Here is a 12,186-nt window from a genome sequence, read left to right on the forward strand (position 1 = left end):
GCTGGCCCAGCGGCAAGGCTGGTTTTACGGGAAGGATCAGGCCTTGGCCGTGACGATCCAGGCCGCTGCCCCCAGTGCGACGAGGTTGCCACTGCGATGCTGCTCCAGCCAGTCGCGGATCCAGCCCAGCGCCCGCTCGCGCGCATCGCCATCCAGCGCGCGCAGCGCCGGGGCGGCGGGGCCAATCCGGGTGAAGAGGTTGACTGCATCCGCCACCGGGTCTTCCCCCACCCCGGCGACATAGGCGAAGTCGGTTTCGGCCATGGCTATGTCCTGCCACCCCGCATCGCCGAGCACGCTGCGGACATGGGCTTCATCGGCAAAGGCGAACGGGCCGGGCGCAGTCGGATCTGCATTGCCCGGAAGTTCAAGCAGGCTGGCCAGTTCGCTGGCCCAGGCATTGAGCTTTGGGGAACGGAAGCACGAGAACACCAGTTCGGCCCCAGGGCTCGCAATCTGGCGCAGGTGTGCAAAAGCGGCGCGCGGCGCGTCGAAGAACATCACTCCGTGGCGAGAGATCAGCTTGTCCGGACGGAACGGTCCCGGCCGCCAAGATCCGGCATCGGCCAGCTCGAAGCGGACGTTGGTATGCCCGGCTGCACGCTGGCGGGCGGCTTCGACCAGGTCGCTGGATACGTCGACGCCGACCACTTCGGCGCTGTGGTTGCCGCGCGCCACGGCCAGCGACAGTTCGCCGGCACCGCAGCCGATATCGAGCACGCCCTGCCCCTCGCAGCCGCCGATCCGGGCCAGGAGCCGCTCGGTCAGGCCGGCAAAGGCCCGGTCGGTCAATCGATAGTTCTCGGCCCAGGTGCGGCCGACGGCGTCCTGCCAGTCTGATCCGGTCGTCATGCGCCCAAGGCTAGGCCGCGTATTGTTACGGCACAAGCGGCAATCGCCGCGCAAAAATCACTTGCGACTCACCGCCAACAGGCAGAGCATTTGCCCATTCCCTGCGCCCCGGGCGCGAACGGAGATAGCGCCCGGCGCGCCTCAACCACGAAGGAGGCGACGATGGTGGGCACCCAAAATGGAGCGAGTGACGGCAGAACAGCAACCCGTGCGGTCGCGCTGGTGGGGCCGGCCGGCACGGGCAAGACCAGCCTGGCGGAGGCACTGCTGTTCGCCAGTGGCACAATCAACCGCCAGGGCTCTGTCGAAGCCGGATCGAGCATCGGCGATGCCAGTCCCGAAGCCCGGGCCCGCGGCGGCTCCACCGAAGTAAACCTCTACCATTTCGACTATCTGGGCGACCGGTTCGCGCTGATCGACGTGCCCGGTGGCCCCGGCTTCGCCGCCGATGGTCTGGCTGCGCTGCAATCGGCCGACATGGCGCTGGTGGTGATCGATCCCGCGTCTGAACGCGCGTCACTGGCCGAGCCGATGCTGCGTCAGCTCGACGAACTGGGTGTGCCGCATGCCGTGTTCGTCAACAAGATCGAACATGCCCGTGCCGGCGGGGTGCGCAACCTGATCGCCGAACTGCAACCGATGAGCCGTGAACCGCTGGCCTTGCGCCAGATCCCGATCCGCGAGGGCGAGAGCGTGACCGGCTATGTCGATCTCGCGCTGGAACGGGCCTATCGCTATCGCCCCGGCAAGGAGAGCGAGCGGGTCGAGATTCCCGGCGAACTGCTGGAGCGCGAGCGGGAAGAGCGCACCCATCTGCTCGAAACGCTGGCAGATTTCGACGATAACCTGCTGGAAGCGCTTCTAATGGACGAGCAGCCGGACCAGGCTATCGTGATGACCGACCTTGCAGTCGATGTGGCCGAAAACAAGGTGGTGCCGGTCGTACTGGGTTCGGCGCTGAGCGATGGCGGGGTCCACCGCCTGCTCAAGCTGCTGCGCCACGAAGCGCCCTACCCCGCCGCCGCCGCGCGCCGACTGGGCGTGCAGCAAGGCGGCGCACTGCACGTGTTCAAGATTGCCAACGGCGGGGCGATGGGCCGACTCGCACTCGGCCGGGTGCTGGGCAGCGGCCTTGGCGAAGGTGACGAGCTGATCGTGGGCGCGGCCCCTGAACGGACCGGCTCACTATTCTTCGTCCAGGGCGACAAGACCGCCAAGCAGCAAGCCGCGCGCGAAGGCGATGTGGTAGCTGTGGCCAAGGTCGATGCCGCGCGCAGCGGGATGATCTTGGGCCGCAAAGGTGCGGCCGTGGCCGAGGCCGGGCTGGTGGCCTATCCACCGCGCAACGCCGCAATCGCGATCACCACCCGCGACCGCAAGGATGACGTTAAGCTTTCCACCGCGCTGCACCGCCTGTGTGAGGAAGACCCGGCACTGGAATGGCATCAGGACGATGCCAGCCACGAAACCGTGTTGCGCGGGATCAACGACGATCATCTGGGCGTCGTGATCGGGCGGCTGCAACGGCGCTATGGCGTCGCGGTCGATACCCGCCCGCCGCGGATCGCCTATCGCGAATCGATCCGCAAACCCGCCGGCGCGCGGGGACGGCACAAGAAGCAGTCGGGTGGACATGGCCAATACGGCGATTGCGTGATCGAGATCCGACCGCTCGGTCGCGGCGAAGGCTTCGTATTCGAAGACAAAATCACCGGCGGGGCGATTCCCCGGCAATATATCCCGGCGGTCGAAGCCGGGATCAAGGATGCGATGGAGCGCGGACCGCTGGGCTTTCCGGTGGTCGATGTCGCGGTGACGCTGCTCGATGGATCGTTCCATTCGGTCGACAGCTCCGAACTCGCATTCAGGATCGCCGGGCGGATGGCCATGGCTGAAGCGCTCGAGAAGGCTGCGGCCTACCTGCTTGAGCCGGTGGTTAAGGTAGCGGTCGATACCCCGGCGGGAACCGGATCGAAGGCCGGATCGGTGCTGTCGGCCCGGCGCGGCCAGATCCTGGGCCTGTCACCGCATCCCGACTGGGCCCGGTGGGAACGGGTCGAGGCCCTGCTGCCCGAAAGCGGGCTGCACGGGCTCGACGCGGAACTGCGCTCACTCAGCCAGGGACTGGCAAGCTTTACGGCAACGTTCGATCATCTAGCCGAACTGGGCGGAAAGCATGCCGACGAGGTGGTGAAGGCGCGCGCCGGGGAGATCCGGTAGAGCGGGTTGCGACTGATCGGGAACATCCATCAGTCAGCGCCGACTGTCCTGAGCTTGTCGAAGCACCGGCCTTCTCTTCGCGCGTCACGCGATTGCGAGGGAAGATAAGAGCAGTCCTCCGACTGCCACAGGGCGGGCAGTTCTCGGGCGCAGTGGGTCGGCATTTTCGCGCGGCGTTCAGTCGATCACACGCACCAAGCGCTGCCAGGGCACTCCGGCCGTCATGGTGCAGCGCGACGCTGAGAGTGCAACGTTGACCGTGCCGCCCGGCTGGCCGAAACGGAACGGGATGTAAAGCTTGGTCCAGCGCCCGCTGCCATCGGCAAAGGCCTGCCTGGCCAGCGGCTTGATATCGCCATTGGTGAGCGAAAAGCTGAGCGATTCGCCGGGCACGAAGCCGCTGCCGCGCAGTTCGAGGAACTTGCCGTTGCCGACGATCTGCAGCTCGCAGCCAGCTTCGCGGGCAAATGCCAGAAGCGGCCAGCCGGACTGGATCGAAGCCATGGCGCTGCCTCCGGAACAGGTCAGGGCAGCCAGCACAAGGAGCATACGCAGGCGGTTCATCAGGCAGTCTCCAGCATTGATGCGTCCAAGCTAGCGCAAGTCTGCCCTTTCTGTCCGGATGTGATCCGCCCTGCCCCATGCCGGGACAGCCATAACAGAACCGGCGCGGGAGCCTTGGGGGAAGGCTCGCCGCGCCGGCCTGTGGTTTGGAGGACACCCCGCGGGATACGGGGAACGGGGGTGCCCTCCGTTCAGTCCCGGAACCGGCAGGCGGGCGGCCTGCCGGACCGGAAGCTCTCAGGGATCAGATATCCTCGTCCCCGTCGGGACCGGCCATCATCTCCCCGGCAAGACCATCGGTTTGGCCGCGAATCGCAGCCTCCAGCCGGTCACAGATCTCGGGATTTTCCTTGAGGTAGGTCTTGGCGTTTTCACGGCCCTGACCAATGCGGATCGAATCGTAGGAGAACCAGGCGCCCGATTTCTCGACGATCCCGGCCTTGACACCGAGGTCGAGGATCTCGCCGATCTTGGAGATGCCCTGGCCATACATGATGTCGAACTCGACCTGTTTGAACGGCGGGGCGACCTTGTTCTTGACGACCTTCACCCGGGTGGTGTTGCCGACGATCTCATCGCGATCCTTGATCTGCCCGGTGCGGCGGATGTCGAGCCGGACCGAGGCATAGAACTTGAGCGCATTGCCGCCGGTGGTGGTTTCCGGATTGCCGTACATCACCCCGATCTTCATCCGCAGCTGGTTGATGAAGATCACCATGCAGCGCGAACGGCTGATCGAACCGGTCAGCTTGCGCAGCGACTGGCTCATCAAACGGGCCTGAAGGCCAACGTGGCTATCGCCCATCTCGCCCTCGATTTCGGCGCGGGGAACCAGCGCGGCGACCGAATCGATCACCAGCACGTCGATCGCATTCGAACGGACCAGCGTATCGACGATTTCGAGCGCCTGTTCACCGGTATCAGGCTGCGAGACGATCAATTCGTCGATGTCGACGCCGAGCTTCTTGGCATAGACCGGATCGAGTGCGTGTTCGGCATCGACGAAGGCCGCGGTGCCGCCGTTCTTCTGCGCTTCGGCGATGACATGCAGCGCCAGCGTGGTCTTGCCCGAGCTTTCCGGACCATAGACTTCGATCACCCGCCCGCGCGGCAGGCCGCCGATGCCCAGCGCGATATCGAGCCCGAGCGAACCGGTGGAGATCGCCTCCACCTCCATCGTTTCCTTCGAGCCCAGCTTCATCGCTGAACCTTTGCCGAATGCGCGATCAATCTGGGCCAGCGCCGCTTCGAGCGCCTTCTGACGGTCCATGGTTTCCTTGCCTTCCTGAATCAGCTTGAGTTGAGCACCCATCGAAGTTCCCCTTGCGTAACCAGCCGACCGGACAGGTCAACTTGCGACTCTGTGTATCGTGTTTGTTCCAACAGAACAAGAGAAGAACGATCACTTTTTGTTCCGAAATGAAGATTGTCGCAGAGTTGGCTTTTGGGATCAGCCTTCGACCTGGGAACCCTTACGTTAAATCAACGCTTTAGGCGTTGCCCTCGCGTCGACCACCTGACCATACGACGGCCAGTGCGAGAGCGCCAATCGAAAGCTGGGGACTAATCGCGTAGGGACTCAGGCCTTCCGCCCAGCCAAATCCGCGAACAGGCGTTCATAGCGCCGAGCCATGGCTGCCGCGCTGAACCGTTCTTCGACCCGGCGCTGGCCGGCCGTGGCCATGGCCCTGCCCAATTCGCCCAGCGCGCGTTCGATTCCAAGGGCCAGCGCGGCAGGATCCTCAGGTGGAAACAGCAGCCCGGTCTGGCCATGATCGACCAGTTGCCGCGTCCCGGGAATGTCGCTGGCCACCACCGGGCATCCGAGCGCCATGGCTTCCATCATCGCGCGGGGGATGCCCTCGACAAACGATGGCAGCACGAACGCATCGAACCCGCTCATCCAGGCAAGCCGATCGGGTCGGAACCCGGCGAAGCAGACCTGATCGGCAATCGCCAGGTCGCGGGCCAGCGCCTCCAGCCGGGCCCGCTCCTCCCCCTCCCCAAGCAGGACCAGGCTGGCATCGGCATGGCCCAGCTGCGCAAAGGCGCGAAGCAAGGTCTCGAGGTTCTTACGCTCGATCAGCTGTCCGACATAGCCGATCACCGGCCCGCGCTGTTTCAGTGCGGCCAAATCGGGTGGCAGCGGTCCGGCCTCGGCCAGTTCGGTGAGGTCGGTTCCGTTGGGGATGTAATGGAGCTTGCGTTTGACTAACGGCACCCGGGCCAGCCCGGCGACGAGATCCTCGGACAAGCCCGCAACCGCGTCAAAGCCCATCAACAGCGCGCGGTCGAACATTTCATAGGCGGCGACCTTGAGCCCCGCCGCATGGCTCCAGCCGTGAGCCGTGGTCAAGGTTCGCGTGCCGGTCCCCCGCGCGGCGAGCAGGGTCAACGCATCGGGCTTGTAGCCGTGACTGTGGATCACATCGATCGGCGCATCCTGAAGCAGCTGGCGCAATTGTGGCACCGCGGCCAGCGATAGGCGGCCGTCGGCACGGATGCGGTGTACTTTCGCCCCAGCGGCCTGGGCCAGATCGAGCAGCGGCGTTTCCGCATCAGGCGAATCGGCGATAACCGCGACGTGGCTTTCGACCAGCGCCGGATCGAGGTTGCGGACAAGCGCCAGGATCCAGCGCTCGGCCCCGTAAAGCGGACCGCAGCTGGCGAGCTGCAGAACCTTGAGCGGTGCGCTCATGCCGAAATCGGTCGGCGGTATTGCAGCACCGCATCGACATAGTCGCCGCAGATCGCCCGCTGAAAATAGCCGGCGAAGCGGGCCTGCCACAGCGCGGCGGCCTTGCTGCCCGCTTGCCGTACCAGTGAGCGCTCCCTGGTCGCCACCTCAAGTGCCGCCTGTATGCTCCTCGGCCCGTCCTCGACTGCCCAGCCGGTGCCGTCCGTCTCCACCTTGTCGCCCGGCGGAGTTCCGCGGCTGGTGAGCAGCGCGCGGCCGAGCAGGAGGTGCTCGTAATACTTGTTGGGGGCAGCGAACCGGTGGTTGGCGACATCGCTGTAATAGAGCCCGAGAATCACGTCGCAATCGGCCATCAGCCGCAGGCCCGCGTCATGCGGCAGGGGGCCGTGATAACGAATTCGTGAGCAACCCGCTGCACTGGCCCGAACCAGGTCTTCGAGCACCCCGGTCCCGGCGATATCGAGCTCCAGATCCGGCGATTCTTCAACGACTTTGAGCACGTCCTCGATCCCGCGAAACCGCGCCTCGAGCGTGCCGAGATAGCCAATCCGCAAAGGTCCATCGCCTCGGATCGGGGCCGAGGGCAGGGCCTCGACCATCGGGACATTTTCAACCACCAGCAGCTTGGCAAGATCGGTCAGGCCATGCTGCTTGACCCGCGCCTGGTCGGCCAGGATCACCTTTGCTGCGCGGGCCATGGCGCAATGCTCGATCCAGTTGGCGAACCGCGCCGCCCGGCCCGAAAGCCCGCGCGAATCCGCATAGTGATCATAGACGTCGAAGACGAATGGAACACCCCACAGGCGGTTGGCGACCAGCGCCGGGACCGCAGTATCAAGGTCAATCGCATGGACCAGCGCGATCTCGCGCCGGTGGCACCACAGCTTCCAGATCGCGAACAGCGCGAACAGGATCAGAAAGGCTGCGGTGAAGATCGGTCTATGGAAGTAACCCGCTCCATGGAAACGGAATTCCCGCACGTTAGGCAATCCGATTGCCGAGCCGCTGCGATCCCAAAACAGGGTTGCCGCAGGCAGCCCACGCTGCTGCAAGGCCGCGATATAGCGGCGCAGGCGGGAATCGATGCCCGTATCGGAAGTGCGCAAAAACAGGATCATAGCCGTCGACAATTAGTTGTAATCGGCTAAGTTTCACTTAAGCCGTCGCCATGGATTGCGCCAGTATCCTCCATGCCCATTCTACCTTCGAGCCCGGAGGCAAGGAACTGCGCACGGTCCGGCTGATCAATGCGCTGGGCGGCGATCTTCACCACACACTGCTGGTTGGAGACCCCGAGCGCGTCTCCGCGCTCGATGCGCTCGACCCCGCCGCCCGGTTCGAATTGTCGGGGAGCGATGCCCCAGCCCTGCTCGGCCGCCCCGCGCTGGCGCGCTATCGGGCTCTGGCCCAATATATGCGCCAATTTGATCTGGTACTGTCCTATTCGTGGGGGGCGATGGATCTGGTCATGGCGCACCGCCTGTTCGCCCGGCGGCTGTCGCTGCCGCTGCTGATTCATCACGAAGACGGGTTTGACGAGGACGAAGCGGTCCGGCGCAACTGGCGGCGCAACCTCTATCGCTGGCTGGCCCTGCCGAGCGCGCGGGCACTGGTCGTGCCCTCGCGCCTGCTTGACCGGATCGCGCGCAATGAATGGGGCGTTCCAGCAGGCAAGATCCGCCTGATCGACAACGGCATCGACCTCGCCCGTTTTGCCGGGCAGGCGGCGGCGCGCAGCCCTCGGCAGGGTCCGCTCACGGTGGGAACCGTTGCCGGACTTCGCGCGGTCAAGAACATCCGGCGTCTGGTCAGGATGGTGGCCCTGGCCGGAGACGACCTGCGCCTGACCATCGCCGGCGAAGGCTCCGACCGCGCCGCGATCGAGGCCGAAATCGCCGCCCAGGGCATGGCGCAGCGCGTCACCCTGCTTGGTCACGTCGCCGATCCTTCGCCGCTGTACCGGGACTTCGATATCTTTGCCTTGTCGTCCGACAGCGAACAGGCCCCGATCGCGCTGGTCGAGGCGATGGCTTCGGGCCTGCCCGTGGTTTCAACCGATGTCGGCGATGTCGCGGCGATGGTCAGCGAGCCCAATCGCCGCTTCGTCAAGCCGCGCGAGGATCTGGTCGGGCTTTCCGACGCGCTGCGCGAACTTGCCGGCGCCCCCCATTTGCGGGGCGCGCTTGGTGAGGCGAATGCGGCGAAGGCGCTCGCCCAGTTCGACGAACAGACGATGGTCGCCAATTATCGCGCACTTTACGGCGAGGCGCTGAACCGGCCGATCACCTGACGGCCTCAGCCGGCCAGCACCGTCCCCACCTTGTCGCCGATTTGCTGAACCGAGAACGGCTTGGCCAGAAAATGGACATTGGCGAGGTCGAGCTCCTTGCGGAGCTGTTCCTCGGCATAGCCCGACATGAACAGCACTGGCATCTCGGGCCGCAGCTTGCGCACTTCGCGGACCATCGAGGGACCGTCCATCGCCGGCATGACCACATCGCTGACGATCAGGTCGAACTCTGCTCCGCCCTCGACGATCTCCAGCCCTTCGTCGCCATCACTGGCGGTGGTTACGGTATAGCCAGCCCGGGTCAGCGCGCGTTCGGCGACGGCGCGGACCATGTCCTCGTCCTCGACCAGCAGGATGCGCCCGCCCCCGGACCACTGCACCTGTTGTTCGGCCTTTGCCGCCTTGCCTGTGATTTCGCCCGACGCCGTCTGGTGGACAGGCAGGTAAACGGTAAACTTGGTCCCCCGCCCAACTTCGCTGTCGGCAAAAATGAACCCGCCCGATTGCTTGACGATGCCATAGACGGTCGACAGACCAAGGCCCGTGCCCTTGCCGGTTTCCTTGGTGGTGAAGAACGGCTCGAATATCTTGCCGAGGTGATCGGGCGCAATTCCGCCGCCGTTATCTTCCACCACCAGCGCGGTATAGTCCGCCTGCGGCATGATCCCGCTGCGCATCGCGCGGACATCGGCAGCGGTAATCTTCCTGGTCGCAAGGGTCAGCTTGCCGCCGCTTTCGCTCTTGGCCAGAATCGCGTCGCGGGCGTTGACGGCCAGGTTGACGATTACCTGCTCCAGCTGGCTGGGATCGGCCCGGACCGGGCCAAGATCGCGGTCGTGCTTGACCGTCAGCTGGATCTTCTCGCCAATCAGCCGCTTGAGCAGATGCGATACGTCGGACAGCACGTCGGGCAGTTGCAGCACTTCGGGGCGCAGGGTCTGCTGGCGGCTGAAGGCGAGCAATTGCCGGGTCAGGCTGGCGGCGCGGTTCGAATTGGCGCGAATCTGCTGGATATCGTCATAGTCGCTGTCGCCCGGCGTATGGCGCAGCAGCATCAGGTCGCAGATCCCGAGGATCGCGGTCAGCACATTGTTGAAATCGTGCGCCACCCCGCCCGCGAGCTGCCCGACTGCCTGCATCTTGGTGGCCTGGGCGACCTGACGCTTGAGGCGGGTTTCCTCGCTGGTGTCGGTCAGGCCGAGCAGCACCGCAGCCTCACCCAGCCCGCGTACCCCGGCCAGGCTCAGCGAGACCGGCTCTTCCGGCTGACCGCGCAGGCGGATCCCGATCTCGCCGCTGCTGGCCGGGCCCTGGGCATAGCGGCGGATCGCATCGGAGATCGGGCCCTTGTCTTCCTGCACCACCAGGTCGGTCGGATAGACCGGCGGCGCCTCGCCTTCGTGCCCGGCAGCGCGCATGAAGGCGACATTGGCAAACAGCAGCCGCCCGTCGCGGTCGGCCATGGCCAGCCCCAGCGGCAGCTGCGCCAGCAGCGCCTCAAGGTGCGGAACCGCCGCAGTGCTCTCGCTCGCGCCGCCGCCGATGCCGACGCCGTGATCGGCCAGCAGGATCATCGATGGCGTGTTGTCGTAATCCACCGGCCCGGGTGCATCGGGATCGGCAACCGGCAGGTAAAACAGGCTGAGCGGCGCACCGCGCTTTCCGTCGCGGGCCCAGGTGATCCGGTCGCCGTCGTCCTGGCGCAGCAGGCTGGTGAATTCCTGCCCGGTCAGGATCGCGGCGGGATCGCCGGTGGCGCGCTGGGCAAAGCCGGCACTGGCCGCGCGGATCTTGCCGTCGGGATCGACGATCGCCAGCGAGAAACCGGCCTGGGCCATGGCCCGGCCGAGTTTGCCGTCGAGATACGGAACCATATCGCCGACCAGATCGGGCGGCGATAGCGGCACGATAGTCCAGACCAGATAGTCATCGCCGCGCCCGGCACGCAGGGCATTGGCCTTCCAGCGTCCGCCTTCGCCGTTCTCGATCAAGTCGGCCGCGCCCTTGCCGTCACGCCAGGCCGAGCGGCCAGCCTTGGCCAGCCGTTCGAGCGAGGCATTGTCAACCGCGAGGCGCGGCGGCGCATAGGCGGCGGTGAACCACTTTTCGTAGAGCGGGTTGGCGCAGACCAGCCGCCCCGCCCGGTCGGTAATTGCGATTGCCGCATCGCCGCGATCGATCGCGGCGATGGTGACCGACCAGTCGGGCAGGGCCAGTTCGATTTCGGTCTTGATTGCCGGCTGGCGGGTCAGCATCCAGCCGATCGCGCCCAGTGCAGCCAGCCCCGCAGCGAAAGCCACCACGGCCGCGGCTTCGCCGGTGGCAAACCACACCAGCAAGGCACTGAACAACAAAGCACCGCCCAGCACCAGGCGCTCGGTCATCCGGGCGCCGGGGGCGGACTGGCCGGCGATCATCCCTGGTCCTGCCCCGCGGCCTGCGCCTCGCGGATCCGCTCCAGCGCGACCTTGCGCTTGTGGCGGACCCACCAGTTCCAGGTGAAGGAGCTGATCAGATAGCCCACTGCCGCCGTGATCACCGAAATCACGAACAATCCCAGCAGCATCGCCGGGGCCGCATCGGACAGCAGCCAATAGGCCCACTCGCGCAGGCCGGCGCCGCTTTCCATCAGCGCATTGAAGGTCGAGACATCGGCATGGAAGCCCAGCTTGTTGCCGAGGTAGATCGAGGCGGCGATGATGAACGGGGTCGTGGCCGGATTGGACAGGAAGGTCATCAGCGCGGCCAGCGGGATATTGCCCCGGCTGGGCACGCACATCAGCGCCGCACCGATGATCTGGATCCCCGGAATCAGCGCAAAAATGCCGACCAGCAGGCCGACCGCGACCCCGCGCGGAACCGAGCGGCGGGTAAAGCGCCACAGTTCTGGCCGGCGCGCGAACGGGCCGACCCAGCGGTTATGCTCCAGCTCCTCGCGCTTGGGCATATTGCGCTGGCCCCAGGCGGCGACGCGGGAAACGAATGTGCTCATTTGTAATCCCGCATAATCCGTGCCTGATCCCGCTTCCAGTCACGTTCCTTGATCGTGGCACGCTTGTCCGCAACGTTCTTGCCCTTGGCCAGGGCCAATTCCACTTTGGCCCGGCCGCGCCCGTTGAAATAGATCGAAAGCGGCACCAGCGTCATGCCCTTGCGCTCGACCGCCCCGGTGAAACGGTCAATCTCGCGCGCACTCAGCAGCAGCTTGCGCGGGCGCTTCGGCTCGTGATTGAAACGGTTGCCGTGGCTGAATTCAGGAACGTTGGAGTTGATCAGCCAGACCTCGCCGTTCTTCACTTCGGCATAGGATTCAGCGATCGAGCCTTCGCCAAAACGCAGGCTCTTCACTTCGGTCCCGGTCAGCGCGATCCCGGCTTCGGTCGTATCCTCGATATAATAGTCGAACCGCGCCCGCCGATTCTCGGCGACGATCTTCTTCTTGTCGAATTCTGTGTGGTGCGGGCGGGCCATGATGGGGTGGCATGTAGGGGCTGAAGTTGGAAAAGAATACCCCTCCATCGCCTGCTTTTGCACGCACAGCCTCCCCATTGCTGCGCAACGG

General features: G+C 65.4%; 10 protein-coding genes. 2 read left to right on the forward strand and 8 right to left on the reverse strand.

Annotation, left to right across the window (positions count from 1 at the left end):
* Window positions 1–36 precede the first annotated feature (36 nt).
* On the reverse strand, window positions 37–852 hold the full coding sequence (locus B2V17_RS06105; protein WP_292996253.1) for a class I SAM-dependent methyltransferase: 816 nt from the start codon (window positions 850–852) through the stop codon (window positions 37–39).
* Between the two features lie 162 nt (window positions 853–1,014).
* Here B2V17_RS06105 and B2V17_RS06110 point away from each other — a divergent pair, with 162 nt between their 5' ends.
* A complete protein-coding gene (locus B2V17_RS06110; RefSeq protein ID WP_292996255.1) occupies window positions 1,015–3,072 on the forward strand; it encodes an elongation factor G in 2,058 nt (685 codons plus the stop codon).
* A gap of 177 nt (window positions 3,073–3,249) precedes the next feature.
* Here the strand turns inward: B2V17_RS06110 and B2V17_RS06115 are convergent, their stop codons facing one another.
* From B2V17_RS06115 to B2V17_RS06130, 4 genes are all read right to left on the reverse strand, one after another.
* Window positions 3,250–3,636 (reverse strand): hypothetical protein, encoded by a 387-nt coding sequence (locus B2V17_RS06115; protein ID WP_292996256.1) that lies wholly within the window; start codon window positions 3,634–3,636, stop codon window positions 3,250–3,252.
* A 244-nt stretch (window positions 3,637–3,880) separates the two neighbouring features.
* Window positions 3,881–4,948 carry a recombinase RecA gene (gene recA, locus B2V17_RS06120; protein ID WP_292996258.1) on the reverse strand — a complete coding sequence of 356 codons (1,068 nt, stop codon included), beginning with the start codon at window positions 4,946–4,948 and terminating at the stop codon, window positions 3,881–3,883.
* Window positions 4,949–5,215: 267 nt separating this feature from the next.
* Entirely contained in the window at window positions 5,216–6,334 is a 1,119-nt protein-coding gene (locus B2V17_RS06125) for a glycosyltransferase (RefSeq protein ID WP_292996260.1), read from the reverse strand.
* Entirely contained in the window at window positions 6,331–7,452 is a 1,122-nt protein-coding gene (locus B2V17_RS06130; protein WP_292996262.1) for a glycosyltransferase, read from the reverse strand. The genes B2V17_RS06125 and B2V17_RS06130 overlap by 4 nt, the downstream gene beginning before the upstream one ends.
* A gap of 50 nt (window positions 7,453–7,502) precedes the next feature.
* Here B2V17_RS06130 and B2V17_RS06135 point away from each other — a divergent pair, with 50 nt between their 5' ends.
* Window positions 7,503–8,624 (forward strand): glycosyltransferase family 4 protein, encoded by a 1,122-nt coding sequence (locus tag B2V17_RS06135; protein WP_292996263.1) that lies wholly within the window; start codon window positions 7,503–7,505, stop codon window positions 8,622–8,624.
* Window positions 8,625–8,629: 5 nt separating this feature from the next.
* On the opposite strand, the gene B2V17_RS06140 is transcribed toward B2V17_RS06135, so the two are convergent.
* Genes B2V17_RS06140 through smpB form a run of 3 tightly spaced genes read right to left on the reverse strand, consistent with a single transcriptional unit; the run spans window position 8,630 to window position 12,095 of the window.
* Window positions 8,630–11,041: a response regulator gene (locus B2V17_RS06140; protein ID WP_292996265.1), complete on the reverse strand. Its 2,412-nt coding sequence runs from the start codon at window positions 11,039–11,041 to the stop codon at window positions 8,630–8,632.
* On the reverse strand, window positions 11,038–11,616 hold the full coding sequence (locus tag B2V17_RS06145; RefSeq protein ID WP_292996267.1) for a DUF2062 domain-containing protein: 579 nt from the start codon (window positions 11,614–11,616) through the stop codon (window positions 11,038–11,040). Before B2V17_RS06145 ends, B2V17_RS06140 begins: the two co-directional genes overlap by 4 nt.
* Entirely contained in the window at window positions 11,613–12,095 is a 483-nt protein-coding gene (gene smpB / locus B2V17_RS06150; protein ID WP_292996268.1) for an SsrA-binding protein SmpB, read from the reverse strand. Before smpB ends, B2V17_RS06145 begins: the two co-directional genes overlap by 4 nt.
* Between the last annotated feature and the right edge of the window lie 91 nt (window positions 12,096–12,186).

The organism is Novosphingobium sp. UBA6272 (assembly GCF_002440635.1).
Taxonomy (GTDB): Bacteria; Pseudomonadota; Alphaproteobacteria; order Sphingomonadales; family Sphingomonadaceae; genus Novosphingobium.

What these genes read in the sequence shown, in the direction of transcription:
- B2V17_RS06130 (WP_292996262.1), bottom strand. Translation starts at nt 7,452, where the DNA reads ATGATCCTGTTTTTGCGCACTTCCGATACGGGCATCGATTCCCGCCTG.
- B2V17_RS06115 (WP_292996256.1), bottom strand. Translation starts at nt 3,636, where the DNA reads ATGAACCGCCTGCGTATGCTCCTTGTGCTGGCTGCCCTGACCTGTTCC.
- B2V17_RS06135 (WP_292996263.1), top strand. Translation starts at nt 7,503, where the DNA reads ATGGATTGCGCCAGTATCCTCCATGCCCATTCTACCTTCGAGCCCGGA.
- B2V17_RS06140 (WP_292996265.1), bottom strand. Translation starts at nt 11,041, where the DNA reads ATGATCGCCGGCCAGTCCGCCCCCGGCGCCCGGATGACCGAGCGCCTG.
- B2V17_RS06105 (WP_292996253.1), bottom strand. Translation starts at nt 852, where the DNA reads ATGACGACCGGATCAGACTGGCAGGACGCCGTCGGCCGCACCTGGGCC.
- B2V17_RS06125 (WP_292996260.1), bottom strand. Translation starts at nt 6,334, where the DNA reads ATGAGCGCACCGCTCAAGGTTCTGCAGCTCGCCAGCTGCGGTCCGCTT.
- B2V17_RS06145 (WP_292996267.1), bottom strand. Translation starts at nt 11,616, where the DNA reads ATGAGCACATTCGTTTCCCGCGTCGCCGCCTGGGGCCAGCGCAATATG.
- recA (WP_292996258.1), bottom strand. Translation starts at nt 4,948, where the DNA reads ATGGGTGCTCAACTCAAGCTGATTCAGGAAGGCAAGGAAACCATGGAC.
- smpB (WP_292996268.1), bottom strand. Translation starts at nt 12,095, where the DNA reads ATGGCCCGCCCGCACCACACAGAATTCGACAAGAAGAAGATCGTCGCC.
- B2V17_RS06110 (WP_292996255.1), top strand. Translation starts at nt 1,015, where the DNA reads ATGGTGGGCACCCAAAATGGAGCGAGTGACGGCAGAACAGCAACCCGT.